This is a genomic window from Pseudomonas amygdali (assembly GCF_002699855.1).
GTDB classification, from domain to species: domain Bacteria; phylum Pseudomonadota; class Gammaproteobacteria; order Pseudomonadales; family Pseudomonadaceae; genus Aquipseudomonas; species Aquipseudomonas amygdali.
This window is the reverse complement of record NZ_LKBW01000112.1, coordinates 67134-93850: the sequence shown is the minus strand read 5'-3', so window position 1 is coordinate 93850 and position 26717 is coordinate 67134. Positions and strand designations below refer to the sequence as shown.

At 57.4% G+C, this 26717-nt stretch carries 20 protein-coding genes and 3 pseudogenes; 16 read left to right on the top strand and 7 right to left on the bottom strand.

Features of this window, described 5'->3' with window-relative positions:
* Positions 1–63: 63 nt before the first annotated feature.
* Positions 64–1683, bottom strand: a complete 1620-nt coding sequence (locus AO277_RS10325; RefSeq protein ID WP_044317377.1) for a methyl-accepting chemotaxis protein — start codon at positions 1681–1683, stop codon at positions 64–66.
* 131 nt (positions 1684–1814) lie between these two features.
* The gene (locus AO277_RS10320; protein ID WP_044317413.1) at positions 1815–3392 is read right to left on the bottom strand and encodes a sensor domain-containing diguanylate cyclase; all 1578 of its coding nucleotides are present in this window, start codon (positions 3390–3392) and stop codon (positions 1815–1817) included.
* A 238-nt stretch (positions 3393–3630) separates the two neighbouring features.
* On the opposite strand from AO277_RS10320, the gene AO277_RS10315 reads away from it, so the two are divergent.
* Positions 3631–4323: a hypothetical protein gene (locus AO277_RS10315; protein ID WP_044317378.1), complete on the top strand. Its 693-nt coding sequence runs from the start codon at positions 3631–3633 to the stop codon at positions 4321–4323.
* 106 nt (positions 4324–4429) lie between these two features.
* Here AO277_RS10315 and AO277_RS10310 read toward each other — a convergent pair whose 3' ends face one another.
* Positions 4430–5617, bottom strand: coding sequence for an MFS transporter (locus AO277_RS10310; RefSeq protein WP_044317379.1), 1188 nt, complete (start codon positions 5615–5617; stop codon positions 4430–4432).
* Between the two features lie 110 nt (positions 5618–5727).
* Here AO277_RS10310 and AO277_RS10305 point away from each other — a divergent pair, with 110 nt between their 5' ends.
* From AO277_RS10305 to AO277_RS10295, 3 genes are all read left to right on the top strand, one after another.
* Positions 5728–6354 carry a TetR/AcrR family transcriptional regulator gene (locus AO277_RS10305; RefSeq protein WP_044317380.1) on the top strand — a complete coding sequence of 209 codons (627 nt, stop codon included), beginning with the start codon at positions 5728–5730 and terminating at the stop codon, positions 6352–6354.
* A 101-nt stretch (positions 6355–6455) separates the two neighbouring features.
* The gene (locus tag AO277_RS10300) at positions 6456–8309 is read left to right on the top strand and encodes an ABC transporter ATP-binding protein (protein WP_044317381.1); all 1854 of its coding nucleotides are present in this window, start codon (positions 6456–6458) and stop codon (positions 8307–8309) included.
* A 124-nt stretch (positions 8310–8433) separates the two neighbouring features.
* Positions 8434–9309: a LysR family transcriptional regulator gene (locus AO277_RS10295; RefSeq protein WP_044317382.1), complete on the top strand. Its 876-nt coding sequence runs from the start codon at positions 8434–8436 to the stop codon at positions 9307–9309.
* Positions 9310–9367: 58 nt separating this feature from the next.
* Here AO277_RS10295 and AO277_RS10290 read toward each other — a convergent pair whose 3' ends face one another.
* Positions 9368–9793 carry a VOC family protein gene (locus tag AO277_RS10290; protein ID WP_002553320.1) on the bottom strand — a complete coding sequence of 142 codons (426 nt, stop codon included), beginning with the start codon at positions 9791–9793 and terminating at the stop codon, positions 9368–9370.
* A 501-nt stretch (positions 9794–10294) separates the two neighbouring features.
* Here AO277_RS10290 and AO277_RS10285 point away from each other — a divergent pair.
* A complete protein-coding gene (locus AO277_RS10285; RefSeq protein WP_005734249.1) occupies positions 10295–11368 on the top strand; it encodes an acyltransferase family protein in 1074 nt (357 codons plus the stop codon).
* 81 nt (positions 11369–11449) lie between these two features.
* Positions 11450–12106, top strand: coding sequence for an NAD(P)H-binding protein (locus tag AO277_RS10280; protein WP_044317383.1), 657 nt, complete (start codon positions 11450–11452; stop codon positions 12104–12106).
* 16 nt (positions 12107–12122) lie between these two features.
* Here the strand turns inward: AO277_RS10280 and AO277_RS10275 are convergent, their stop codons facing one another.
* On the bottom strand, positions 12123–13220 hold the full coding sequence (locus AO277_RS10275) for an NADH:flavin oxidoreductase (RefSeq protein ID WP_002553317.1): 1098 nt from the start codon (positions 13218–13220) through the stop codon (positions 12123–12125).
* A 139-nt stretch (positions 13221–13359) separates the two neighbouring features.
* Between AO277_RS10275 and AO277_RS10270 the strand changes: the two genes are divergently transcribed.
* The 9 genes and pseudogenes from AO277_RS10270 (at position 13360) to AO277_RS10230 (ending at position 23161) form a co-directional block, all read left to right on the top strand.
* Positions 13360–14262 (top strand): LysR family transcriptional regulator, encoded by a 903-nt coding sequence (locus tag AO277_RS10270; RefSeq protein ID WP_044317384.1) that lies wholly within the window; start codon positions 13360–13362, stop codon positions 14260–14262.
* 447 nt (positions 14263–14709) lie between these two features.
* Positions 14710–16341 carry an ABC transporter substrate-binding protein gene (locus tag AO277_RS10265; RefSeq protein ID WP_044317385.1) on the top strand — a complete coding sequence of 544 codons (1632 nt, stop codon included), beginning with the start codon at positions 14710–14712 and terminating at the stop codon, positions 16339–16341.
* On the top strand, positions 16338–17288 hold the full coding sequence (locus AO277_RS10260; protein WP_044317386.1) for an ABC transporter permease: 951 nt from the start codon (positions 16338–16340) through the stop codon (positions 17286–17288). Before AO277_RS10265 ends, AO277_RS10260 begins: the two co-directional genes overlap by 4 nt.
* A gap of 4 nt (positions 17289–17292) precedes the next feature.
* Positions 17293–18225, top strand: a complete 933-nt coding sequence (locus AO277_RS10255; RefSeq protein WP_080899129.1) for an ABC transporter permease — start codon at positions 17293–17295, stop codon at positions 18223–18225.
* Positions 18222–19866 (top strand): annotated as a pseudogene (locus AO277_RS10250) (dipeptide ABC transporter ATP-binding protein). The gene AO277_RS10255 and the pseudogene AO277_RS10250 overlap by 4 nt, the downstream one beginning before the upstream one ends.
* A 243-nt stretch (positions 19867–20109) precedes the next feature.
* Positions 20110–20982: an ectoine/hydroxyectoine ABC transporter substrate-binding protein EhuB gene (gene ehuB / locus AO277_RS10245; protein WP_044317387.1), complete on the top strand. Its 873-nt coding sequence runs from the start codon at positions 20110–20112 to the stop codon at positions 20980–20982.
* A 57-nt stretch (positions 20983–21039) separates the two neighbouring features.
* Positions 21040–21717: an ectoine/hydroxyectoine ABC transporter permease subunit EhuC gene (gene ehuC, locus AO277_RS10240; protein WP_044317388.1), complete on the top strand. Its 678-nt coding sequence runs from the start codon at positions 21040–21042 to the stop codon at positions 21715–21717.
* Between the two features lie 3 nt (positions 21718–21720).
* Complete coding sequence (ehuD, locus tag AO277_RS10235; RefSeq protein ID WP_004664960.1) at positions 21721–22371, top strand: ectoine/hydroxyectoine ABC transporter permease subunit EhuD; 651 nt, start codon at positions 21721–21723, stop codon at positions 22369–22371.
* Positions 22364–23161, top strand: coding sequence for an amino acid ABC transporter ATP-binding protein (locus AO277_RS10230; protein WP_044317389.1), 798 nt, complete (start codon positions 22364–22366; stop codon positions 23159–23161). The genes ehuD and AO277_RS10230 overlap by 8 nt, the downstream gene beginning before the upstream one ends.
* 67 nt (positions 23162–23228) lie before the next feature.
* Here AO277_RS10230 and AO277_RS29670 read toward each other — a convergent pair.
* Positions 23229–23825, bottom strand: a pseudogene (locus AO277_RS29670) (methyl-accepting chemotaxis protein); the annotation flags it as partial.
* A gap of 309 nt (positions 23826–24134) precedes the next feature.
* Positions 24135–25157 (bottom strand): annotated as a pseudogene (locus AO277_RS29665) (methyl-accepting chemotaxis protein); the annotation flags it as partial.
* Positions 25158–25472: 315 nt separating this feature from the next.
* Here AO277_RS29665 and mexE point away from each other — a divergent pair.
* On the top strand, positions 25473–26714 hold the full coding sequence (gene mexE / locus AO277_RS10215) for a multidrug efflux RND transporter periplasmic adaptor subunit MexE (protein ID WP_044317391.1): 1242 nt from the start codon (positions 25473–25475) through the stop codon (positions 26712–26714).
* Positions 26715–26717 lie beyond the last annotated feature (3 nt).

The window sequence follows — 26717 nt, the reverse complement described above, 5'->3', positions numbered from 1 at the left end:
CGGTGGAAGACCCACGCCTCAAGGCGTTCATGCCGGAACTGGATACAGCCCCCAAAACCGTTCTCACACAACAAACCGATTAACCAACTGATTCAGATTAACCGCCAGCTTTGACATTTCGCCGCACGCACTCGCGGTTTGCGCGGCTCCGGCAGCACTCTGTGTCGTAAGCTCACGAATGCTGACCAGATTTCGGTCCACCTCTCGAGCGACGTGAGACTGTTCTTCAGAAGCAGTCGCGATCATGAGGTTGCGTTCATTGATTTGAATGATGGCCGTTGATATTTGATCCAGCGAGGTACTAGCCTCTTGGGCAACGCCAAGTGATTCGGTCGCAAGGTCTCTGCTCGTATTCATCGCCTTCACGGCCAGGTCAGAATCGCTCTGGATGGCAGCAATCATCTGCTCGATTTCTTGAGTAGACACCTGGGTGCGATGGGCTAAAGCCCTTACTTCGTCAGCCACCACCGCAAATCCACGGCCTTGCTCGCCCGCCCGTGCGGCTTCGATGGCGGCGTTCAACGCCAACAGGTTGGTTTGCTCTGCAATGGCCCTGATTACCTCGACAACCTTGGTGATGCTCTGAGCACGGTCTGACAACCCTTGAATCTGCTCGCTCGTGTTTTCAACGTTACCGTTCAGCTTTTGAATTGACTTTAACGTCTGAGCCACCCGCGCCAAACCTACCTCGGTATAGCCTTGGGTACGTTTGGACTCTTCGGAAGCTGACTCGGCATTACGAGCGACCTCATCAACGGCAGCGCTCATTTCTGTGACCGCTGTCGCTGCCTGATTGACTTCATCGTTCTGGGAAACAAGGCCGCGACTCGACTCCTCGGTAACCGCCGTCATCTCTTCAGATGCAGACGCCAGCTGAGTAGAGGAATCGGATATCTGCATGATAGTGTTTCGCAGGTTTGCCTGCATCTGCGCGAGCGCTTTCAACAGTCTCCCGGCTTCATCCGTCCCGCTTACCAAGACCTCTTTGGAGAGGTCACTGGCCGCGATGCGCTCAGCGACAGACAGCGCGTCGTTAATCGGGGAGGTAATACTTTTCGTCAGCAGTAATGCCAAACCGACCGTCAAGATAACGACACCCGCTATGAGGCCTACAACAAGCCACAGGCCGTTTTCATAGAGATCCGTCGCAGTTTGCCCGGCCCGTGCAGCGCCTTCGTTGTTAAAGTTGGTGAGGTCTTTGATCTGCACCTCCATCGTGTTCGTCAGAGGGCGGATGCTGGTACTCACCAGGCTGACCGCAGCCGCGATATCACCCTGTCTCATCAAAGGCTCAAGAATATCCAGTTGTTTGGCATAGGCATCAGCACTATTTTTTACCGGAATATAAAACGAGCGCTCCTTTTCATCGGCGATGAGGGGCTCATAGTTCGCCACCGCTTCGGTGAATGCCTTACGGTAGCCAGCGAAGCTTTCAATAGTCTTTTGAATGGATTGAGGATCAGCAAGGCCTCGCTGCGTTTCGAGCCTCAGGCGAAGGATCGTGGTGTTCATCAACGCCGTTTGGCGGATGCTGGCCATCCAATTGAGTTCGACGTCTTTCTCGGCGTCTCTGAGCTTGCCCATTTGCAGGACTGCAAATACCCCCAGCACGAATACCAATACGATGATTGACGTGAAAAACAAGGCAGCTCGGGGAGCTAAATTGAGGTTTCGGAGGCGCATTCGAGATTCCTGCCTTTAAATTATTATTGACATATTGAAGAGGCTATCGACCCAAATCTGGAAACTTTAAGCTCGTCGTCGAAAGACCTTTTGGATGGTAAAAAGCGGTCATGACTTTACAAGACCTCAACTCAGCAGCGGCCTGAATCCAGAACGGGCTGGCCTATGAACTGCTTTCGTGTGGAATGGGCCATCGACCGCCCCTCGACGCAGTTGCGACCTCTGGTTTTGGCGCAGTAAAGAAGTCGATCTGCTTCCCTCAGGGCCGCTGTGTAACCCTCCGTCTCGAGTGCGTTGATCGCCACCACGCCCGAGCTGATTGTTACGTTGCCCAGCGGGCTGGCGGAGTGCTCTATTAATGCGTTTTCAATGGATAACCTGACCTCTTCGGCAACGCTTAAAGCACCTGTTAAATCTGTGCCAGGCAACAGAATCACAAACTCTTCTCCGCCATATCGTGCGGCCAGGTCGCCAGGCCGCTTGATACCGCTTCCGATAAGCCCCGCTACCTGGCTTAGGCAGTCGTCGCCCCGCAGATGGCCGTAGCAGTCGTTGTATTGTTTGAACCAGTCAATATCCAACAAAATAAGGGCGATGGATGAGTTATCTCTGGAAGCTCGTTCCCACTCCAGTTGAAAGGTAGCATCGAAACAACGCCGATTGGCCAGATGCGTCAAACTGTCGGTCCTGGCGATAATCTCGAGGTCGGCTCTGGCGACACTCAACTCATTTTCCGCAGTGATCAGGTGTCGGATTTGCCTGTATAACAAGATGCCGAGTAAAACCAGGGTCAAACTGATCATGCCGACCAGCGCCATGGATCGATATGCATAAGCCCACCAAGGGGCGAATACATACTCGCAGGACACACCAGCGGCGGCGACGATGGGCAATCCGGACACCCGCCGATAGGCATAAATTCTTTCCACGCCATCCACTACAGACTTGAACACAGCGGTGCCGCTGTCGCTGTATGGCAGATAGCGAGTCAAAAGATCACCTTTGGCGATATTGGTGGTCATCAATGCTGCCAGCGTCGGTCGTCGAGCCAGCAGGTCGCCATTGTTCAGCGCGAGGAAAATAACGCCCTTGTCGTCCACATCCATACGTTTGAAGAATGATTGAAAATAGGCCACGGGCACAGTCGCCAGAGCCACACCTGCAAATGTGCCATCCGCAGTATTGATACGTCGGCTGATCGGGATGACCCTGTCTCCCGTGCTGCGGCTCTCAATGATGGAACCGATGTGGATGGACTCGTCGGCGTTGTCGCGGTGATAGACGAAGTACGCGCGGTCGCTGTTGTTTTTTAACTGTATACCTCGAGAAAAAGAGTTGGCGACCCAGTTGCCTTGAGCATCGTAGATAAAAAGCCCCTGAATGCCGTTGACGTTCAACACGTCCTGAGCCATTCGCTTCGCCAGCCGAGCTTGCTGAGGCCCTTCTACACCATCGTGCTCCACGCGTTCCACGAGATCACGCAGCGTATTATCAGCCTGTCGTACCGTATCCTGAGCTTGCTGCTCGGCAGCAAGAACGATGTTTGAAACCGTAATTGTGGCGGTAGCGACACGCTCACGCCTGGACTGGTTCATCTGCCAGGCTGTAGCCAAAACCAGCGATACACACACCAGGGCAATAAAGCCAATCAGTGCTTTGGTGAGCATGGAAGGCGCGAGCCTGACCGAGGGACGATAAACATGCTTCATGGGTGCGTCATCAAATTGACTTTTGAACGCTCCATGCATCTTTCGTACCCTCATAGCGGGTCTGGCCAGTGCCTTCACTTCTTGCTTGTCTTCGGTCAAAGCCGAGGTGCTGACTGGACCTCCTGGCTAATGGTCCGTGACATCCTCGCGTTGCTCCACTAAATTACGCCCCCCGAAACGCCCTGAGCCTTTCGCGCCTCAAACCTGAAATGCCTCAAACCTGAAATAGTGAAATTCAATGCCTGATTCCCAGACCAACGAAGCCCTGACCTCCTCCAAGCTGGAATACGAAAGCGCAATTGGTCTTTCCCAGCACGTGCCGCAGGCCAAGACCATCAGCGAGATGGTGCTTGATGCGTTCCAGACCGCCAAGGAAAGCGAAGAAATCCGTGAGCTGCGTGCCGCCATTCGTCTGGCGCAGGATGAGCACGATGACGACAAAGCCTACGAACTGATGGGCCAACTGAAACGCCTCAAGGATGCAGAAGCGGCAGACAGCGCAGCACTGGCCGATCTTGGCACGCAGTTCCCGATCAGCCGTATTCTGTCCAGCTACAAGAATGACCCGGCATTTCAGGAACTGGTCTACGGCCTGGCGCTCAAGGTGCTGAACCAGACGCATCAGGCGATCAGCAACCCCACTACCGCCAAGAGCAAGACGACGCGTGCCCGCAAGGAAGCCGAGGTCTACACCATCAGCAAGGATGGCCAGAGTGTCAGCCTGCCGTTACGCACCCCGCGTTCCAACCTTAATGTCGACCGCGAAGCCCTCGAGTTCCTTGGTTTCACCTTTGTCGGCGAAGGCGACACCGCCGAACTGCAGGAAACAACCTTCGTCGACAATGAAGGCAGCGAACTGCCGGTGACCCGTAAAAACATCGTCACCGCCCTGCAACAGGGCAAGGCATTCAACGCTTACAGCATTGCGTAATGACGATCGGCCGGCGATGCGATAACGCCATGGCGCTCGCCTCGCCGACGACCATGTGTTGAGCGAAGAGCAAGTCCAGTGGTTGTCTCCAGCCACTGGCACCGGTTTACTCCATCAGCCGATCGCCTCTCGCAAAACCATGAGCCCGCGCACGCAGCGCAATAACCAGGCTCAGCACTAATAATGCAAACAAGACCCACGTAAACGAGCTCACGCCCCACTGCCCAAGCAACACGCCGCCCAGTAGCCCACCGCCTGCAATAGCGCTGTTCCAGACAACGACATTCATCGAAAGCGCCACATCAGCGCCCTCACCTGCCGAGTCGGCGAGCGCGGTTTGCAGAAGCGTGGCGGCCCCCCCAAAGGTCAGGCCCCAGATAAATACGCCTACATAGATGGCCAGGGCCGAGCCAGAAAACAGGCCCAGGAACACCGAAACCGCCGCAAAGCTCGCGAGGCTGGCCAGCACGGTCTTGCGTAAATGACGATCAACCAGCCGTCCCGTTACCCAGATGCCTGCCAGCGCGGCGACACCAAATGTCAGCAATACCAAATCAACGTCACTCGCCAACCCGGCCTCGGAAACAAACGGCGCGACGTAGGTGTAAAGAATGTTGTGAGCCAGCATCCAGGTGAAGACCACTCCCAGTACCGAGCGTACGCCAGGGGTGAAAAAGACCTGACGCAATGCCATGCGCTGTGAAGCGGACTGGCCAGGGTAATCCGGCACTTTGATCAGCACCCAGATGATCAACAGCAGGGTCATTCCGGACATCAACCCGAATGCCATGCGCCAGCCCATCAACCCGCCCAGCCAGGTTCCCAAAGGCACGCCCAATGACAACGCGATGGGCGTTCCTACCATCGCGACCGCCAGCGCGCGGCCCTGCAATTGCGGGACGACCATACGTCGTGCGTAACCCGCGATAAGGCTCCAGGCCAGCCCCGCAGAGACGCCAGCGAAAAACCTCGCGATCAGGGTCAGCCAGTAGCTGGAAGACAGCGCAGTGACGGAATTGAATATCAGGAAGCCGACAATCGTCAGCAACAAGACTGTTCGGCGGCGCCAGCTCTGCGTAGCGATGGTCAGCGGAATGGCTGCCAGCAGTGAGCCCAACGCATAAACAGTCACCATTTGCCCTGCAAACGATGCCGAGACTCCCAGGCCACTGCCGATTTCGGGCAGCAAACCCGCAGGCAACGTCTCGGTCACGATGCAAATGAACCCTGTCATCGCCAAAGCCAGCAATGCCCCGAGCGGAAGTTTTTCGCTCTGTTTCTCGTCTGCCGTCATTCGAATCTCTCCACTAATATACTGATCGATACAAATATAGGCAGGACATCCAAGGTAGTCAATGACTTACGTATCGACTAGTATTTAAATGATTCTGAAGGAGACCTGGCATGGCAAAGATGGGACGTCCGCGCACGTTTGACCGTGACGTGGCAATCAATCAGGCGCTGCATTTGTTCTGGGAGCATGGATACGATGCGACATCCTTGAGCCAATTGAAGGCGAACATAGGCGGAGGCATTACCGCGCCAAGCTTTTACGCCGCTTTTGGCTCGAAACAGGCGCTGTTCAATGAGGTGATGGAGCGCTACCTCGCCACCCACGGTCGGGTTACCGACAGCCTGTTTGACAACACTCTGCCGCCAAGGGAGGCGATTGAACTTACCCTTCGCCGGTCCGCAAAAATGCAGTGCGAGCCCGATCATCCCAAGGGATGCCTGGTGGCGTTAGGCCTGATGAGCGCTTGCACGGAAGAGAGCAAGGCTATTTCCGAACCGCTCGCAAAAGCCCGGAACCTGAATCGTGCGGGTATCGTTGCCTGCATCCACCGCGCCGTTGCCGCAGGGGAGCTGCCCGCGACGGTGATACCGGAGACCCTCGCTGCTGCGTTCGACAGTTTTCTTCTGGGCTTGTCTACACTGGCTCGCGACGGTGTTCCATATGCCACACTGGATGCTGCAGTCACTCAAATGATGGGACTGTGGGATAGCCTGCGTAGTGTTGCCGACGACCAATGACCCGTAAGCTCAGAAACCTCTGCATTCCCTGGTAATGCCTCGACGCATTGTGCATAGGCGTCCAATGCCAGAATCTTCACTAAATCCTTTCGGAGACCACCATGCTTCGCGCGTTTGAAAAATGGCTCGACCCCTTCCCGCCCGACGAAGTGCCGCCGCCTCCTGACGGTCTGGTGCGGTTTCTCTGGGCCTGCACACGGGGGGCTCGTGGCTATATCCTGGCGCTTGCGCTATTGAGTGCCGGCGTATCGATTTACGAAGCGTGGCTGTTTTCTTTCCTCGGACAGGTCGTGGACCTGCTGTCGGCGTGGAAGGCCGGCGACGCGACGGCCATGCAGGAAAGTAGCGTGCTGTGGGGCATCGGTCTGGTATTGCTGACCAGCATCGGGCTGGTGGCGTTGCGTACGATGGTGCAGCACCAGGTATTGGCGATCAACCTGCCATTGCGGCTGCGCTGGGATTTCCATCGGTTGATGTTGCGCCAAAGCCTTTCTTTTTTCTCCGATGAATTCTCTGGCCGTGTCACCACCAAGGTGATGCAGACGGCCCTGTCGGTGCGTGAGGTGCTGTTCACCCTCATCGAAATCGCACCCGGAATCGGGGTGTACTTCATCGCGATCATTGCATTGGCCGGCGGCTTCGACCTGAAGCTGATGCTGCCTTTCATTGCCTGGATCGCCCTGTTCGGTCTGGCCATGCTGTATTTCGTGCCTCGCCTGGGCAAAGTCGGACAGGAGCAGGCTAACGCGCGCTCATCGATGACCGGGCGTATCTCGGATGCCTACACCAACATCACCACGGTGAAGCTGTTCTCCCACTCCAAACGTGAGGCGCACTTCGCACGCGCTGCGATGGAGGACTTCAAGCTCACCGGCTTTCGCCAGATGCGTCTGGTCAGCCAGTTCGAGATCGTCAATCAGGTATTGGTGGTCGCGTTGATCATGGGTGCAGGTGGTTATGCACTGTGGCTGTGGCACCAGGGTCAGGTTGGCACCGGTGCCGTAGCGGCGATTACCGCCATGGCGTTGCGCGTCAATGGCATGTCGCACTGGATCATGTGGCAAATGACCTCGCTGTTCGAGAACATTGGCACTGTACAGGACGGTATGGAAACCTTGACCCGCGGCCCCAAGGTTCAGGATGCGCCGGATGCAGCCGCCCTGGTCACCACGGGTGGTGCGGTAACCTTTGATAATGTGAGTTTCAATTACAACGGTGAACGTCAGGTGCTCGATGCCCTGAACCTGAGCATTCGGCCGGGTGAAAAAATCGGCCTGGTGGGTCGCTCCGGCGCCGGTAAGTCCACACTCATCAACCTGCTGTTGCGCTTCTATGACGTGGACGAAGGAGCGATCAGCATCGACGGGCAAAATATTGCGCATGTCACCCAGGACAGCCTGCGTAGCGCCATCGGCATGGTCACTCAGGACACGTCCCTGCTGCACCGTTCCATTCGCGACAACATCGCCTATGGCCGTCCCGACGCGACTGATGCGCAAATCCACAGCGCGGCGGCCAGTGCCCAGGCCGATGGGTTCATCAGCCAACTGAGCGACAAGCAGGGCAATAGCGGCTACGACACCCTGGTGGGTGAGCGTGGCATCAAGCTGTCGGGCGGTCAGCGTCAACGTGTCGCGATTGCCCGGGTGATGCTCAAGAACGCGCCGATCCTGCTGCTGGACGAGGCCACCAGCGCGCTGGACTCGGAAGTCGAAGTGGCTATTCAGGAAAGCCTCGATGAAATGATGAAAGGCAAGACCGTGATCGCCATCGCCCATCGCCTGTCTACCATCGCAGCCATGGACCGGCTCATTGTCATGGACGACGGTCGCATCATCGAGCAAGGCACCCATGCCGAACTGCTCGGCAAGAACGGCACCTATGCGCGGCTGTGGCATCACCAGAGCGGCGGATTTCTCGGCGAAGATCATGGTTTGACCGAGGCCATGGAGTAGGTATAAGTGTGAGCGGTCCGCAATGGCTGTCGCCATTCGTGATCGCTCACATACGGGCGGGACAACCCGCCAATAACAAATTTAATAAATGCATTTTCAGTAAAAATACAATTATTATTTGATCATGATCAAAGAACTGAAAACATTTATTGCCGTGGCCAGAGAAGGGACTTTTGCGGCTGCCGGTAGCAAGATAGGACTCACCCAGGCCGCCGTCAGTGCGCAGATGCAACGTCTGGAGGCGGAACTCGGTGTCGAGCTGTTTGACCGAAAAGGACGCTCAGCCCAACTCAACCGAATGGGCCAACAGGTGCTGTTACAGGGGCAGGACCTGGTGCGCCAATTCAACGCCCTGGGCACTCCAACGGTGGGGTTGCCCGCTAACGTATTGGTGACTATCGGCGCGATTGCCTCTGTACAGCGCTCATTTCTGCCGCAGGCGCTTGCCGAGTTTCACCAACGATTCGCCGCGTGCAGGACGCGTGTCATCCCGGGGCTGTCCATGGATCTGGTCAATCAGGTGGACGCTGGCGAGATCGACATGGCCGCAATCATTCGCCCACCCTTCTCGCTGCACAGTGACTTGCGATGGACCACATTGGTGAGCGAACCCTATCGCCTTATCGTCCCTGCCGATACGCTTGGGGATGACTGGTCGGAGCTGGTTTCAGCTCACCCATTCATCCGCTATGACCGATCGTCGTTTGGCGGCCGTCAGGTTGACCGGTTCCTGCGACAAACCCATGTCTCCCTGCGTGAAGTATGCGAGCTCGATGAACTGGATGCGATCATCAAACTGGTGGCCAATGGCGTGGGTGTCGCACTGGTCCCAGAAACCGCGAGCAGTCAGGACTGGCCTGCTGGTGTGCGTTCCATCGATTTGCAACAACACACGTTTCATCGTGATATCGGGCTGGTACATCGCGCTCGTCGCAGCCTGAGCGAGCCTGTGCAAGCGCTGGTCGAACTGATTAACCAGCAGGCCCTGAACAAGCACTGACTCAGGACTTGCTGATCACTCAAGAGGCCTGGCGCAATGTTGCGCGCCAGGCCTTTTATCATTTTGCGAAGAGCTGGCTCATGTCCTTGAAGGCCTTGAACTCAAGGGCATTACCACAGGGATCGAACAGGAACATGGTCGCCTGTTCACCCACCTGCCCTTTGAATCGAATGTAGGGTTCGATGACGAACTCGGTGCCGAAAGATTTCAAGCGTTCCGCCAGGGCCTCCCACTGGCCCCATTCCAGAATGATGCCGAAGTGCGGAACAGGTACGTCGTGACCATCCACCGGGTTGCTGTGAACACTTTCTTGAGAAGCGGTTTTCGGGTGCTCGTGGATCACCAACTGGTGGCCGTAGAAGTCGAAATCGACCCACTGTGCGCTGGAGCGTCCTTCGGAAAGACCGAACACTTCGCCGTAAAAGGCACGTGTCGCGGCCAGGTCGTAAACAGGGATTGCAAGATGGAAAGGAGAAAGACTCATCAGGACTCCGATTACAGCTCTTATTGGCTTATGAGGTCGGACGATACGATCCCTGCCCGACGGCTTTTTCAAGGTAGCTTCATACTAAAGCCACGCTAACCTAAAATAAATCAATATAAATTTTTCATAAGCACAAATTATTTTTGTCAATAACCTGCGCGGTAACCACCAGATCGCTCGTGACGAAGCCGTCGGCCTCGTAGAGGCATTCAGCACGGCCGGTGCCCCCGATTGCGCAGGATATGGATTACTGAGTGTCTCGCGACCACTGATCAAAAAAACGCGGTAACTGTCATTTCTGACAGTAGACGGATCGATGAGCGAGGTGGCTTGATGCAACTCGCCTGCAATGGTCAAAGAGAGATCTATTACTGGAATATGGACAGGGTTTTCCAGCCATGGGGTGATCGGTATTTCCAATACCTTGATCCACTCGCAGCTATTTCCTGTTTTCAAATCCGCCTTCGATGTTCCTCCCGATCAATGATGGGAATACAGTCAATGAGAATAGTTTCGTTACAGTATTTGCGTGGATTCGCCGCGCTACTTGTCGTTCTGTCCCATAACGTTTTTTTGTTGGGGGAGGGTTGGATAAAACATATACCTGGACTACTGGGCGTGGATATTTTCTTTATCATCAGTGGGTTTATTATGACTTTTATTACTTACCAGACCACTGAAAGACCGATATCATTTATCGTCAAACGCCTCTTTCGTATATGGCCGGTTTTCTTTATCGTCTGGCTGCTTTCCTATCTATTTGTTTATCCAGAAAAAGCACTTCACCAGATGGCATGCACCCTCTATTTTTGCCTGTTGGACTACAGTCTTCCGGCTCCCTCTTTTGGTTTCAGCGTATTGGGGCCACCCTGGACGCTGTCATACGAGATCATGTTCTACCTCATATTCACTATTTCCATGAGCATCAGCTATCGTTACCGCAGCTATATCTGCGCCCTTGTTTTTGTCATGTCTTCGGTAGGCTTTCAACTTTATTATAATGATCAGTTTGACTTCTCATCACAGTCAACGCCAGCGATTGTGGTCATACACTGGTGGCAGGCCTGGATTAAACTGATTAGCAACACCATTGCTTTTGAATTCATCTTCGGCATGATGCTGGCCGAATTAACTCTCGCGAACACACTGCCCCTGCTAACACCTTTCGGACGAAAATTCATGCGACTGGTGCTCTTGCTTGCAACAATAAGTGCCGGCTTTATCGGCCCGCAGGCCTATGGCATCAGCGGCGGATTCTGGCTAGCCGCGACTATTATGACGGCGGTGATCATGCTCAGTTATCGCTCTGAAGCAGGTAGCAATCGTACGTTGATTTTCCTCGGTGATATTTCCTACTCACTCTATCTTGTACATTTCTCTCTGATGGTTTTTTTGACTCAACTCATGTCCAAAAATGCATCACCCACTGAGAAATCAGGTGTGTTCATCCTGTCGATCACTGCCAGTATCGTTATGGCATCAGTCATGTTTAAGTGGATTGAAAAGCCATCAATCAAGGTCGGTAAAAAAGTCGCCAGTGCTTTATCTGCTCGGCTAAAACCGTATACCAACTGACGCTCTGCAATGGGTATACTTATTCAGGATGTCTCAGAGCACGAAATTTCAAGCCCGCCAAGCGTGCGCGAGGAAGATCTCATGTCAAAAGTTTTCGTCATCGGTGCCGCCGGAAAGATCGGCCGACGCCTTGTAAAAAACCTTGCCGACAACGGTCACGAAGTGCTCGCACTGCACCGCAAGGAAGAGCAGTCAGCGGCCATAAAAGAGACCGGCGCCCTGCCCTTGCTCGGCAACCTCAGCGAGCTGGATGCGTCTCGACTGGCGAGTTTGATGGCAGGCAGCGACGTGGTAGTTTTCACCGCCGGGGCCGGCGGCACGGGCATCGAGCTGACCAATGCCATTGATGGCAAGGGCCTTGAGACCGCCGTGGCAGCCGCGGTGCTTGCCAAGGCAAATCGCTTCCTGCTGGTGTCGGCATTTCCTGAAGCTGCGCGCGGCACAGACACTTCAGCCGGTTTCGAGAATTACATGCGGGTTAAAAAACAGGCCGATGTGTATCTGGCATCTTCAGAACTGGACTGGGTGATTCTCAGACCGGGCACCCTGGTCGACAGCCAGGGCAGCGGTAAGGTCAGCGCAGGCCTGGCCATTGCTTATGGCGAAATACCACGCGACGACGTAGCCGCCGTCCTGGCTGCTCTGGTCGAACGACCCGGTATATCCCGGCAGATCATCGAACTGACCCAGGGCGCAACGCCTATCGACTTGGCATTAAGCACGCTGAGCAAGCGCTGATACTCATCAGAAGCAATCAGACCAGTTCGCTGTCCTTGATGTTGGCGATCGGCCCGAGGAGGGCAGGATCAAAGTCGCGGGCTGCTCGGCCTTCGAGCAGCAGCCGCGGCAGGTCCGGGTTTGCCAGGGCGCCCTTGCCCACGGCGATGATGTCAGCGCCCTCGCGCAGCACCTGCTCGGCTTTTTCCGGGTCGTGCAAGCCGCCATTGGCGATCAGCGCAACATCGGGCGCGTAGCGACGGGCCAGTTTGATCAGGCTGGCGTCACCCTGGGCAAAAGCAGGTTGCCATGCCTCGTGTTCCGTCACATGAATGTAATCGACTCCGGCATCTGCCAGCGCACCGAAAATGATCTCGGCATCGCGCTCGCCTCCCGCCCATTTATGTTGAAAATCGTTGACCTTGCCTTGTGAAAGGCGCACACCGACCGGGGCTTGCCCGGCCACTTTTTTCACCTCGGCAATCACATCGAGCGTCAGGCGCAGGCGCTGCTCAACATCACCTCCCCATTGATCGGTACGCTGATTGCTGTAATCGGTCAGAAACTGGTCCAGTAAATAACCGTTTGCGCCGTGAATCTCGACACCGTCAAAGCCCGCAGTGCCTAAGGCCAGCTGCGTGGCACGGGCGAACCCGTCGATGGCCTCGGCGATATCCTTGTCGCTCATGGCTCGCGGAATCCGGTAGCTCCCCGCGCCGTAATAGAACGCCATCTGTTCGCCCTTGGGACGAATGGCCGAAGGGCCCGCCGACTCGCTGACGAAGCGATTGGCCTGGCTGAGTGCGCCTGCGTGCATGAGCTGCGCAATCATGACACTGCCATGCCGGTGCACAGCATTGGTCGTGGCACGCCATGCCTGAGCCTGCTCGTCATCGGTGAGCCCGGGCTGGAAGCGGTAGCCTTGGGAAGAACTGCGATCTGTATAGTTGCCCTCGGTGATGATCAGGCCAAAACCACCCTTGGCGAACCGCTCGTAATAGCGCGTCATGTTCTGCGTTGCACTGCCCTGCTCGTCCGCGCTCACGCGTGTCATGGGTGCCACCGCAAACCTGTTCTTAAGTTTGAGATGACCCATGTCGAACGGGGCTGTAACGTGTTTGTTTATCTCGCTCATACTTCAAACCCTCACTGTGCAGATCGCCTGCGAATTGCCCGCAGTCATGGACAGAACCTGCGGCAACGGTAAGGGCTGGCGAAGACCATTGGAACCCGGCCGTTCAGATAAGGCGCTTTAACGAAAATGGATAGAATCCGTGCAAATATCTGATATAGAGGTGTTCGCAGCCATTGCTTCCAGCAGAAGCCTGTCGGAAGCGGCGCGTCGACTCGGGTTGTCACCGATGGCAATCTCCAGACGTCTGGCTGCGCTGGAAAACGACCTGGGGGTCAGGCTGTTTCACCGTACAACCCGCTCGGTATCACTGACGCCAGAGGGCGAAGTGTTTCTGCCACACGCAAAAACCATGCTGCACGCCAGCGAAACTGCCCGCGCCACGCTGAAAGGCGATACCGGTACAGCCAGTGGCGTGTTGCGGCTCACCGCGCCCAGCGTGTTTGGTCAGACCGTGATCATGCCGCTACTGCCGGTATTGATGCAGGAGAATCCCGCCCTGAGTATCGACCTGACGTTGTCGGACAGCATCGTGGACATTGTCGGGATGGGCATTGATGTCGCCATTCGGATCGCCACGATACGTGACTCCGCTCTGGTGGCCAGATCGCTGGCACCCAACCCACGGGTGGTGTGTGCAAGCCCAGACTACCTGGCGAGGCACGGCAAACCAGCGCTACTGGAGGAACTCAGACACCACCCGTGCATTGCCTTGCACGCAATGCCCTGGTGGTCGTTCACAAAAAACGGCGAGCCCATCACCATTCGCGCTCAGGGCCCCTTCTCTGCCAACAGCGTCGAGGCCGTGCGCACGGCATGTAAACAAGGTATGGGACTGGCCATGCTGACCTATTGGGATGTCCGACAGGAAATCAACGAAGGCAGCCTTCAGCAGGTGGACTTCGAAGATGCCATGCCCGAACAGCTGTCTGTCACGGCAGTGCTGCCAACACGCCAGCGCGTTCCTCACAGGGTGCGCCTGTTCATTGACCGCCTTGAAGCAGCGCTCAAGAGCAAGGCAGGCGCGGCGGGAGCCACCTTGTAAACGAACGAACCGGCATCAAGCCGGTTCGCAAACCATCCACTGCAATCAGACCTGCATGGGCTGCGTGATCAGGATACTCAGCGACAATTCCGCTGCTGGATTCGCCTGCGCGCCCTGATGCTGCGGGCTGACTCACCCGCAAAATCAGCAATGTGTGGCGATCAGGAAAGAACAGGTTCCACCACGCTTCTCTCTGGAATCGCTGCGAACCTACACCGCAGACATAAACCAAGCGCCATAAAATACCTATAAAGCATAATAAACTATCAAATAAATCATAAAAACCTATATTAGCTTATAAGAAAAAATACTTTTACAGCCTCCTTACATAAGAATACGGTCTTAAAACCAGCCGGATCGCTGCGCTCGACTTGAAGAGGACTTTTCCATGCACCGCACTCAACCTTCGACTTTCGCCTACAGATTCGTATATCGGAGGACAGCGCGATGACCGTGCGCCCTCTTCTTGCACGCCTGTTATTCGCCGTCATTACTGCCCTCACCCTGCTCGGCTGCTCGCCCTCTGGGCAAGAAGGCCAGGCAAGCAAGACGCTTAAAGTAGCTTTCTTCAGAGACAACACCACGCTGGTCAGCCTTGATCCGTTCCAGGTGTATTGGCTGGAGCACCGCGTGGTGCTGCGTAATGTCGCCGAGTCGCTGACCGATCAGAACCCACAGACCGGCACTATCATTCCCTGGATTGCAGAACGCTGGGACGTCAGTGAAAACGCGCTTGAGTACACCTTCCACTTGCGCAAGGATGTGACGTTCAGCAATGGCACGCGCTTCGACGCACAGGCCGTGAAGACCGCCTACGACAGCAATAAAGCGTTTGCCGCGCAATTGCCTGCAACCTTTGGCGCGACCTACCTGAAGGGTTACGACCACGCCGAAGTCGTCGACGATTTCACTGTCAAACTGGTGCTGGCCACGCCAAATGCGGGCTTTCTGCAAGCCACCTCAACCACCAACCTCGCCATTCTTGCCCCGGAGTCCTACACACTCAGCGTCAAGGAACGCTCGCTGGGTGCAATCATCGGCACCGGGCCATTCGTGCTGGAGCGCTACACCCCTGAAAGCGGTTTGCGCCTGATCAAACGCAAGGGCTATGCATGGCCATCGGCCAATGCGCAGAACAGGGGCGAGGCGCATCTGGATGCGGTCGAGGTCAGTTACGTTCCGGAAGAGAGCGTGCGCAACGGCCAGTTCGTTCAGGGCCAGGTGGACATCCTCTGGCCACGCAACCCGTTTTCCGAAGTGGACCTGAACCTGTTCAAATCCAGGGGCGCGACTATCCAGAGCCGCTCGCTGCCAGGGCCGGCCCTGAATATGTACCCCAACACGCGCGGCAATCGCATCCTCGCTGACCGCAATGTGCGTCTGGCGCTACAAAAAGCCATCGACCGCAAGACCTACGCCGCCACTGTCTACAACCCGCAATTTCCGGCGGTGTCGGGTATCTACGACGTCACCACGCCGTTTTACAAGAATCAGGCCGACAGACTGGCCTATGACCCTCAGGGTGCAGAGCGTTTACTCGACGAAGCCGGCTGGCAGAAGAACGCCGACGGCTATCGGTACAAGGACGGCAAACGACTGAAGCTGGCCTACAACCTGTCCCCCGCTGAAACCGCTGGTGATGTGCTGATTCAGGATCAGCTGCGCAAAGTGGGTATCGAGCTCAAGCTCAACGTGGTGACCACCGCCGAATGGGCAGCTGCCAATGCGGCAGGCAATTATGACCTGACGTCCACCTACATGACCCGCGCCGACCCGATCATCCTGCAGACCATCATCGACCCGCGTAGCGCCAACAGTTCGACATTGGCGACCAACCTTTACGCACCGCAAACGCTGCCCAAAGCCCTGGAACTGTTTGACGCCGGGCTGACCGCCACGCGCAGCGAACAACGCGCAAAAGCCTATGGCGACCTGCAGGACCTGCTGATCGATGAAGGTTCGGCATTCCCGGTCTACGAGCGGGTCTGGCAAGCCGCCACGGCGAAAAACGTGCGTAACTTCCACTGGACGGCGGAAGGCTTTGCGCTGTTCAACGATATCGAGATCGCAGCGCCATGAGCCGTTATATCCTCAGCCGGATCGCCCAGGCGCTGCTGGTACTCTGGGGTGCCTACAGCATCACCTACTTCATTCTGTATCTGCTGCCCGGCGATACCTTGTCGATCATGCTCAGCGCCTCAGGTGTCGAAATCGACTCCCTGTCCGCGCAGGACCTGGCTCAAGCCAAGCTCTATTACGGGCTGGACCGAGGCGTCTTCGAGCAATATGTCGACCTGCTGTGGGGCGCTGTTCAGGGGGACTTCGGCAATTCGCTGACACTCAATCGTCCGGTTTCGGAACTGCTGGTCGAACGTTTGCCGCAAACCCTGAGCCTGGCGGGGCTGGCCATTGTTCTGTCGCTGATCGGTGGCGTCGGGCTGGCTTACCTCACCGCCTACGTGCGCTGGCAGCCGTTGAAGGTCGCCTTGTCCCGGCTGCCGTCGCTGGGCTTCTCAGTACCGGTATTCTGGATGGGCCTGTTGTTTATTCAGCTGTTCGCATTCAGCCTTGGCTGGTTTCCAGCGACCGGCAATCAGGGCTTTTCCAGCTTGATATTGCCCGCTGTCACACTGGCGATCCCCAGTGCTGCAGTGTACGCGCAGGTTTTACAACGCGGCTTTCAGGGCGTCTGGAAAGAGCCATACATCATTACCGCCTACGCCAAGGGCCTCACTCGCGCCCAGGTTCAGGCCCGCCATGCGTTCAAGAACGCTGCCTTGCCGCTGTTGACGCTGATCGGTCTGCAAGTGGGCAACACCGTGTCCGGTGCCGTGCTGGTGGAAACCATTTTCGCCCGCTCCGGGGTCGGTCGTCTTGCCCAGGAGGCCGTGCTGCGCCAGGACATTCCGGTGGTGCTGGCCATCGTTGCGGTCTCGGCAGCTGCTTTCGTCGTGGTCAACCTGATCGTTGACCTGCTGTACCCCGCGCTGGATCCGCGCATCGCCCACACGCCAAAGGTCTCCTGACGCCATGACTATCTTCGACAACCGCCTTGCGCGCCTGACCCGCCTTGTTGATTCCAGTCAAAGCCTTTCCGGCAAAACCGCCCCCGCCGCGCAATGGCGGCGGCGTAGCAACCTGAGTCGCGCCGTAGAGGCCGCCAAGCCCCTGCTGCGTCGTCCGGGGTTTCTGCTCGCGGTGGCAATGGTCGCCTTTGCATTACTGGCCGCGCTGGCACCCAACCTGCTGAGCAGCTACGCGCCTTACGCCACCTCGCCCAGCGAAAAGCTCACCGCGCCAAATGCCGCGCACTGGTTCGGCACCGATGAACCGGGCCGTGATCTCTACACCCGCGTGGTACACGGATCGAGCCTGTCGGTACAAGCCGCATTGCTGGCGGTGGGCATCGCCATGGCCGGTGGCCTGAGCCTGGGGGTGATTTCCGGTTTTGCAGGCGGGCGCATCGATGCAGTGATCATGCGCCTGATCGATGTATTGCTGGCCCTGCCCGGCCTGTTACTGGCGCTGGCGATTGTCACCGCCATCGGTTTCGGCACCCTTCCGGTGGCCATTGCGGTCGGTGTGGGGATCATCCCCGGATTCGCGCGCACCACCCGCGCCGAAGTATTGCGCGTCAAGACCCTGCCTTACGTCGAGGCCGCGCGGCTGGGCGGTGCAAGCTGGACGCGAACCCTGCTGCGCCACATCCTGCCCAACGCCTGGGGCCCGGTGGCGGTGCTTGCCACACTGGATTTCGGTGCAGCGATTCTGGCGACTGCCGGGCTGAGTTTCCTCGGCTTTGGTGCCGAACCACCGGCTGCCGAATGGGGCACGCTGATCGCCAATGGTCGTCACTTCCTGATGACCGCGCCCTGGGTGTCGCTGCTGCCGGGCCTGTTCGTGGTTGGCGTAGTGTTCAGCTTCAACCACATCGCCCGCACTCTGGAAGAGACTCAACGATGACCGATACCGCCCAACTGATCGACATTCGTCATCTGAGTGTCGCCTACCGTTTCGACGGCCAGACCAACCAGGCCGTGCGCGGCGTCTCGTTTCAGGTGGCCAGGGGTGAAACCGTGGCAATTGTCGGTGAATCCGGGTCCGGCAAGTCGACCCTGGCCAACGCCATACTCGGCCTGTTGCCAGACAACGCGACCATCACAGGCGGCGAGCTGCACGTCGATGGTCACGACCTGAGCCAAGCTTCCGAGCGAGAAAAACGTCGGGTTCGCGGCAGCGTGATCGGTCTGGTGCCGCAAGACCCGATGGTCGGCCTCAACCCTACCCTGCGCATCGGCCGGCAAATTGCCGAAGCATTGATTCAGGCCCACGGCCGGCGTTCCCCGGCGGTGGATGCCGATGTGCTGGAGTTGCTGCAACAGGTCGGTCTGGACAAGCCGGTATTACGCGCCCGCCAGTATCCGCACGAACTGTCCGGTGGCATGCGTCAGCGCGTGCTGATCGCCATCGCGTTGGCGGGCAATCCTCGCCTGATCATCGCCGGATGAGCCCACTAGTGCTCTGGACGTGACAGTGCAGCGCAAGATCCTTGATCACCTGCAACGCCTGGTGGCCGAGCGCGGCATTTCCCTGCTGATCATTACCCACGATCTCGGCGTGGCTGCCGATCGTGCTGACCGTGTGCTGGTAATGAACAAGGGCGAGTTGGTCGAACAAGGCCCGCCGCAACAGATACTCATCACACCGCGCCATACCTATACCCGCGCACTGATCGCGGCAGCACCGGCTTTCGGCCAGCGCAAGAGCCCGGCAACAGTGCGCCCGGTATCGAGCAGCGACACGCCTCTGCTGACCCTGAGCAACATCGGCAAGACCTATCGCCTGCCCTACGTGAAAGGTGAAGACACAGGCTTCCAGGCATTGCAGGACGTCAACTTCAAGGTTTATCCCGGCCAGACCCTGGCCATCGCCGGCGAGTCCGGCTCTGGCAAAAGTACTGCACTGCGCATTGCGCTGGGCCTGGAAAAACCCACGCACGGGCGAGTTTTGCTGGACGGCCAGGATGTCACCGACCTGGGCTGGCGCGAGTTCAGACCGCTACGGCGACGCATCCAACTGGTACAGCAAAACCCGTTCGCGGCCCTTGATCCACGCTTCACGCTATTTGAGAGCATCGTCGAACCACTGGTCTCATTCGGCCTGCTCAAAGGCCGTGAACTGGAGCAGGCCGCGCGCCGGTTGATCGAGCGAGTACACTTGCCCGTGGCGTATCTGGACCGACTGCCCCGCGAGCTTTCCGGTGGCCAGCGTCAGCGGGTTGCCATTGCCAGAGCGCTGGCCCTGCAACCGGATCTGCTGCTGCTCGATGAGCCGGTTTCGGCCCTGGACGTGTCGGTGCAGGCGCAGATTCTCGACTTGCTGGTCGAACTGCAATCCGAATCCGGCATCGCCTACGTGCTGGTTTCCCACGACTTGGCAGTGGTCGCCAGCGTTGCCCACCAGGTACTGGTGCTCAAGCATGGCAAGACCGCCGAGCAGGGTCTGGCCGAGGATGTTTTTGCCAGGCCTGAAGCGGCTTACACCCAGGAGTTGATTGCTGCGATACCTGGCCGGCGTCTGGAGTTACAAACAGGGACGCACTGACAGATATCTGGTCTTGCATCAATTGGTCGCACGACGTTTGAAACCCATGGCGTCGGCGACTGCGTATATGCATATTCCTTATCGATATTTAAATTATCTTTTTAATAGCTATAGAGTTTCATCTTATGCACCAAACGTTGCCGAAGCAGGATGCAGGCAAGACCAGGCCAAGTTGCGAACCTGACTCGCATGTTCAGGCCGCATCAGCAACAAGCCCCCATCCCCCTACTTCGAGCACCCGCAATGAAAGGCATCAACCCCCTGTCGTTCCCAGCCCTGATGGGTTCAGCGCTGTTGCTGAATGCCGTTATTTCGTTTTCCGCCCTGGCCGGACTGCTGGAAAAAGGCCGCACTGACGGCTTGACCGCTGGCATCGCCAACGAACAGCCCTATGCCTACATCGGCACCGATGGCAAAGCGACCGGGGCCAACGTAGAGATACTGCGTGCGATTCTCGAACCGCTGGGTATCAAGCAGATCGAGACGCCCATCACTGACTTCGGTTCGCTGGTGCCGGGTCTGGCAGCAGGTCGTTTCGACTTGATCGGTGCAGGCCTGTTCATCAATCCGAATCGCTGCAAGGTCATCGCGTTCTCCAACCCGGTGACGCGATCCGGCGGTGCGTTCATTGTCAAAACCGGCAACCCGCTGAACCTGCACAGCCTCAAGGACGTCGCCAGCAACGCCAAGGTGCGCCTGGCCACGCAACCTGGCAGCAATCAGGTTCAGGAAGCCAAAGACAGCGGTATCGCCAACGGCAACGTGGTGTTGTTCGACAAGGACACCGAGGCATTGGCCGCCTTGCAGGCGGGTCGCGTGGACGTGGTGTATTTCCCGGATGCCGAAGTCATCAGTCTGATCAAGAAAGCCAACAGTCCGGACATCGAGCGCGCCTTGCCTTTCGAGCAGATTCCGGACGCCAGTGGCAAACCGGGCTGGAATTACCACACCTACGGCCTGCCAAAAAACGATCCGGCCTTCGAACAGGCTTTCAACGAACAACTGGCCAAACTCCGGGCGTCGGGCGAGCTGCTGAAAATCCTGCAGAAGTACGGCTACACCGAAAACGAACTGGCTGACCCGGCCATCACCGCAGCCCAACGCTGCAACCCATGATCTGCCCCGTCCCGCAAGGGCGCGCAGTAAACGGCCCTGACCCACACGAGTATGGCCATGCCTGTTGATGCTGCAACACTGGAAACCGCAGGTTTCATTGCCAGACAACTGGCCCACGGCGCCTGGATCACCCTGCAGATCACTGTGCTTGCTGAACTGCTGGTGCTGGTGCTCTCGTTTGTAATCGCCCTGATGCGCCTGTCGCCATTCAGGGCGTTACGCTGGTTCGCCACGGTATATGTCGAAGTGCTGCGTGGCATCTCGGCATTGGTGTTGCTGTTTTATCTGTTCTTCATCCTGCCGCTGTTCGGCATTCGCCTGTCACCCATGACCACGGGTGTGCTGGGGCTGGGGCTGACGTTTTCGGCGTATGGCGCGGAAATCATTCGCTCGGCACTGATCAACGTCAGCCAGGGTCAACGTGACGCTGTGCGTGCGCTGGATTTCGGGCCGATAAGCGCGTTTCGGCGAATCATTCTGCCGCAGGCCCTGCCGTTCATGATCCCGCCGATGGGCAACCAATTGGTCGAGCTGCTGAAAACCACCTCACTGGTTTCCCTCATTACCCTCACCGACCTGACCTTTACCGGCAGTCAATTGATAACCACGCTGGGCCAGCAAACGCTGATCTGGAGCATCGTGCTGGTCTGCTACTTCGTGATGACCTGGCCATTGAGCTGGCTGGTCAAGCGTTATGAGCAGCACGCCACCGCGTGGCGCACGGCAAGGGGATGAACGATGGAGTTTGATATCGCATTCGCCTGGTCGATTCTGCCGGAGCTGTTTCAGGGCTTGCTGGTGACCGTACAGGTCGTGGTGCTGGGGTTCCTGCTCGCGGTTTTACTCGGTCTGATCCTGGCCCTGACACTGCGCTCGCAGATAACCATCGTGCATCGCCTGAGCAAAGGCTACCTGAGCTTTTTCCGTAATACGCCGTTGATGGTCCAGTTGTATGTGCTGTTCTTCGCGCTGCCGCTGGCGGGCATCACCTTCCCGGCCATCACCACCGGTGTGATAGGTCTTGGCTGCTATTACGCGGCCTACATTGCCGAAGCGTATCGCGGTGCCATCGACGACATCCCTGCCGGGCAATGGGAAGCCGCACGCGCGCTGGACTTCAGCCGTGGCGACACCTGGCGGCGCATTATCCTGCCGCAGGCGTTGAAACCCATGCTGCCGGTGCTCGGCAATTACCTGATCGGCATGTTCAAGGAAACGCCGCTTCTGGCGGTGATTACTATCCCTGAACTGTTTCAGGCTGCCAAGCAGATCGCCGGCATGACCTATCGTTACAACGAACCGTACACAGTGATGGCGCTGATGTTTCTGGCGATCAGTGTGCCGACCTCGTTGCTGTTCAAATACCTGGAAAGGCGCAGCCATGTCTGATCTCGCACACACCGCAATCCCACCCGTCACCACTGCGCAGATACAGCTGAAACAAGTGGTCAAGGACTTCGGCCGCAACCGGATCATCGACCATCTGGACCTGAGCATTCCTCAAGGTCAGAAAGTCGCCTTGATCGGCCCCAGTGGCTCGGGTAAATCAACGGTATTGCGCCTCATCAAGGGGCTGGAAAACTATCAGCAAGGCAGCATAGAAGTCGCAGGCGAAACAGTGCCCGCGCGCAAATCCGAATGGCACTGGCCCGGCGCGCGCAAGGCTCCGGTGGAACATCGGGTTGGCATGGTCTTCCAGCAGTTCAACCTGTTCCCGCACCTCACCGTGCAGGAAAATTTAACCGAAGCGCCGTTACGGGTACTCAGACTGCCTCGCGAAGAGGCCCTTGAGCGCGCGCATCAATACCTTGGGCTGGTCGGGCTCGCTCACAAGGCCGATGCCTACCTGAGCCAGCTTTCCGGTGGTCAGCAACAACGTGTAGCGATTGCCAGAGCGCTGGCCATGCGCCCGCAGGTCATGTTGTTCGATGAAGTCACGTCAGCGCTCGACCCGGAGCTGGTCGGCGAGGTGCTGTCAGTGATTCGCTCGATTGCCCACGAATTTCAGATGACCATGTTACTGGTGACCCACGAGATGAAATTCGCTCAGGACATCGCTGACCGAGTGCTGTTCATGGAGGGAGGCCGCATCGTGGCAGACGGCACCCCGGGCGAAATTCTGCTGAATCCGCAAAACGAGCGAACCCGAAGGTTTTTGCAGTTGGTGGAGCAGCGCTGATTGCCAGCGCTGCTCTTTTTGCAGGGTGAGACTTTTGGGCCTCGCGACTTTTTGAAAGTGGCGGCAATCAGATCCGGAAGCGCGCAACCATGTCCTGCAGGTTGCTGCCCAGGCGCGCCAGTTCCACGGTAGACGCCGCGCTCTGCTCAGTGGCCGTGGCCGACTGATCGGCGATGTCCCGTACGCTGATGACACTGCGATTGATTTCGTCGGTGACGGCGCTCTGCTCTTCAGCGGCAGCAGAAATCTGTTGGCTCATCTGTTCGATGGTCCCAATCGAATGAGTGATTTCAAGCAGCGATTCTTCGGCCTGCCGTGCCAGCGCCACGGTGCCTTCGGTACGTTGACGGCTGGCATTCATCAGCTCCGATGCCGCGCCGGTGCCATCCTGCAAGGACTTTATCAGCGCCTCGATTTCAGTCGTGGATGACTGTGTACGCTGAGCCAGCGAGCGCACCTCATCGGCCACCACGGCAAAGCCGCGCCCCTGCTCACCCGCACGTGCGGCTTCGATCGCCGCGTTGAGGGCCAGCAGGTTGGTTTGTTCTGCGACCGCCTTGATCACATCGATTACACCGCCAATCTTGTCACTGTCCTGTATCAGGCGCTGCATGGCCTCGCCCAGTTGCCCCACTTCACCGGCAAGCTGGCTGATTTCACGCGTGGCGTGTTGCACCACGCTGCTGCCATGAGCAGCACGATCACTGGCCTGTCTGGCGGCCTGCGATGCATCTTCAGTGTTCTGCGCCACTTCCTGAACGGTAGACGCCATCTGGTTCATGGCGGTCGCCACTTGATCGACTTCCAGTTTCTGCTGAGTGACGCCCGCGCTGGTCTGTTCGCTGACGGCTGAAAGCTCCTCGGCCGCCGTGGCGATCTGTGTCACACCATTACTGATACCGCCAATCAGGGTGCGCAACGATACGGTCATCTGGTGCATGGTGTTTTGCAGCAGGCCCAGCTCATCCTGGCGAGTGGTGCTGAGGTCATTGGTCAGATCGCCGTCGGCAATTCGACGCGCAGCGATCACCGTGGAATCGAGCGGGCGAGTAATCTGACGGGTAATCAGGATCGCCGCGAAGATGCCCAGCAGCAATACGATCACCGCCACCATGAGCAACTGGGTGACCGCGCTGTCTTTTTCTTTATTGGCACTGACCACCTGGCCCGCCATCAGCTTTTCGGTACTGGTGACGATGTCCATTGACTGCTGGCGAAGGCTGTCGCGAATCTGATCGCTCTGTTGCATCAGTTGCGAGATGGAGACCATCAACGATTTGTACTGTTGCAGTGCCCTGAGCGCCTCATCCACTGCCGGGCCGGCCTTGTTCGGCAATTGGTTGCGCGCACTGCTCACCTGAGCGATCAGTGAGTCGGCAGCATCGAAGGTGATCTGCCTGTTTTCAGCGGTCGGGATACTGATATAACGGCGAAACACCAGGCGAAAACTGGTCATGCCATTGCGCAGGTCGCCGGCAATCTTTACTTGGTCGATACCGCTTTGATCCAGCGAGCGGGAAACGTCGTCGAAGGTCTTTTGCAGGAGTGTCTCGAAGCTTCCGCTCACCTGCTCGGAAATGGTGATCAACGGCTGCATGGCCTGATCAATTTGCCGATTATTATCGACCAACTGACTGAACGTTTGTCTCAAGCCACCCACCTGATCGCGAATACCTCTGAGAATATCGGCATTGGCCGGAACAGTCAGAAGCTTCAGGCCGTCCTCGATGGTCTTGCCCAGGTTGTCCAGAGCGACCGTGTAGCCCTGCGAATTGCTCGCGTCAGGCTTGGCAGTATAGGCCTGCGCAGCGATCCTGAGGCTTAGCGCATCGGCCTTTACTTCAGAAACTTTGGCTGCCTTGCCCAGCCGCTCGATCAGCAGGTTGGTGCTGAGGTAGCCGATCGCGGTGACCGTCAGCACGCCCAGTAGTATCAGACCGAAGCCTATACTCAGCTTTTTGCTGACCTTCAAATTGTCCAGCCATGTCGACTTCATCAAACTTTTCCTCGGGATTTATCGTAATACTCAAGGATCGACAGTTCGCTGGACAACTTGATAGCGGCGGCGATTGCAAAGATTGATCGAAGAGATAGCAATATGACATGAGCTTTTTGGCTCGCCATAAGCGGAGCATTCTCAGCCCCGAATGCCTGGCCACCATCCACCTTGCGGGTCACCCGGAGGCAGGTTTTCGAAGACCTATGGGTACTCATCATTGCCAGTGATAGTAACCTTCGGTTTATTCGATTCGTTAATAACACCCTGTGCGCAACAGAATCCGCCCATTCCTTACTATCGGCGGAACTTCCCATGCACCAGACACTCAGCCATCTGCGCTACCCCCTCACCGCCCTCGCCCTTATCGTTATCAGTGCTTGCGGCCGCGCGCCGGAAGCCACCAGTGCGCCTGGCGCAGCCAAGGTCAGCGTGGCCAAGGTGCTGGAGCAGCCGATCAACGAATGGGATGAATTCACGGGTCGTCTTGAAGCACCGGAAACCGTCGAGGTACGCCCAAGGGTGTCTGGTCAGATCGATCAGGTAGCGTTCACCGACGGTTCGCTGGTCAAAAAAGGCGATCTGCTGTTCCAGATTGACCCGCGTCCGTTCCAGTCCGAAGTTCGTCGTCTTGAGGCACAGCTGCAACAGGCCCGTGCCGTTGCACTGCGCAGCGACAATGAAGCCCAGCGCGGCGAGCGTCTGCGTACCAACAACGCGATTTCCGCCGAGCTGGCCGACTCGCGCACCACCTCGGCGCAGGAAGCCAAGGCCAGTGTCGCGGCCATTCAGGCGCAGTTGGATCTGGCTCGACTGAACCTCAGTTTTACCCGTGTTACTGCACCGATTACAGGTCGTGTCAGCCGCGCAGAGATCACCGCCGGCAACATTGTGACAGCAGATGTCACCGCGCTGACCAGCGTGGTCTCCACCGACAAGGTCTACGCCTACTTCGACGCTGACGAACGCGTGTTCCTCAAGTACACCGAACTGGCCCGCAAAGGCCAACGCGGCCAGACCACTCCGGTGTACCTGGGCCTGTCCAACGAAACCGGCAACCCGCACCTGGGCCAGATGAACTTTGTCGACAACCAGGTCAACCCCAGGACCGGCACCATTCGCGGTCGTGCGGTGTTCGATAACGCCGACGGTGATTTCACCCCCGGCCTGTATGCCCGTCTGAAACTGGTGGGCAGTGGCACTTACTCGGCGGTGCTGATCAATGACGAAGCAGTGGGCACCGACCTGGGCAAGAAGTTTGTGCTGGTGATGGACAAGGACAACAAACCTGCCTATCGGGCTGTCGAACTGGGCCCGAAAATCGAAGGTCTGCGCATTGTGCGTAACGGTCTGGGCAAGGACGACACCATCGTCGTCAAAGGCTTGCAACGCGTGCGTCCCGGCCAGCCTGTGGACCCTGAGGTGACACCGATGGCCAGCGCCGACACCCTCGCAGCATTGCTCAAACAACGCCAGGCCCTCGAAGCCAGCAACCTGCCACAAGTGGCGCCCAAAGCGGCCGTCAAAATCGCCAGCGCCACTGCGCCGCGCGGCTAAGGG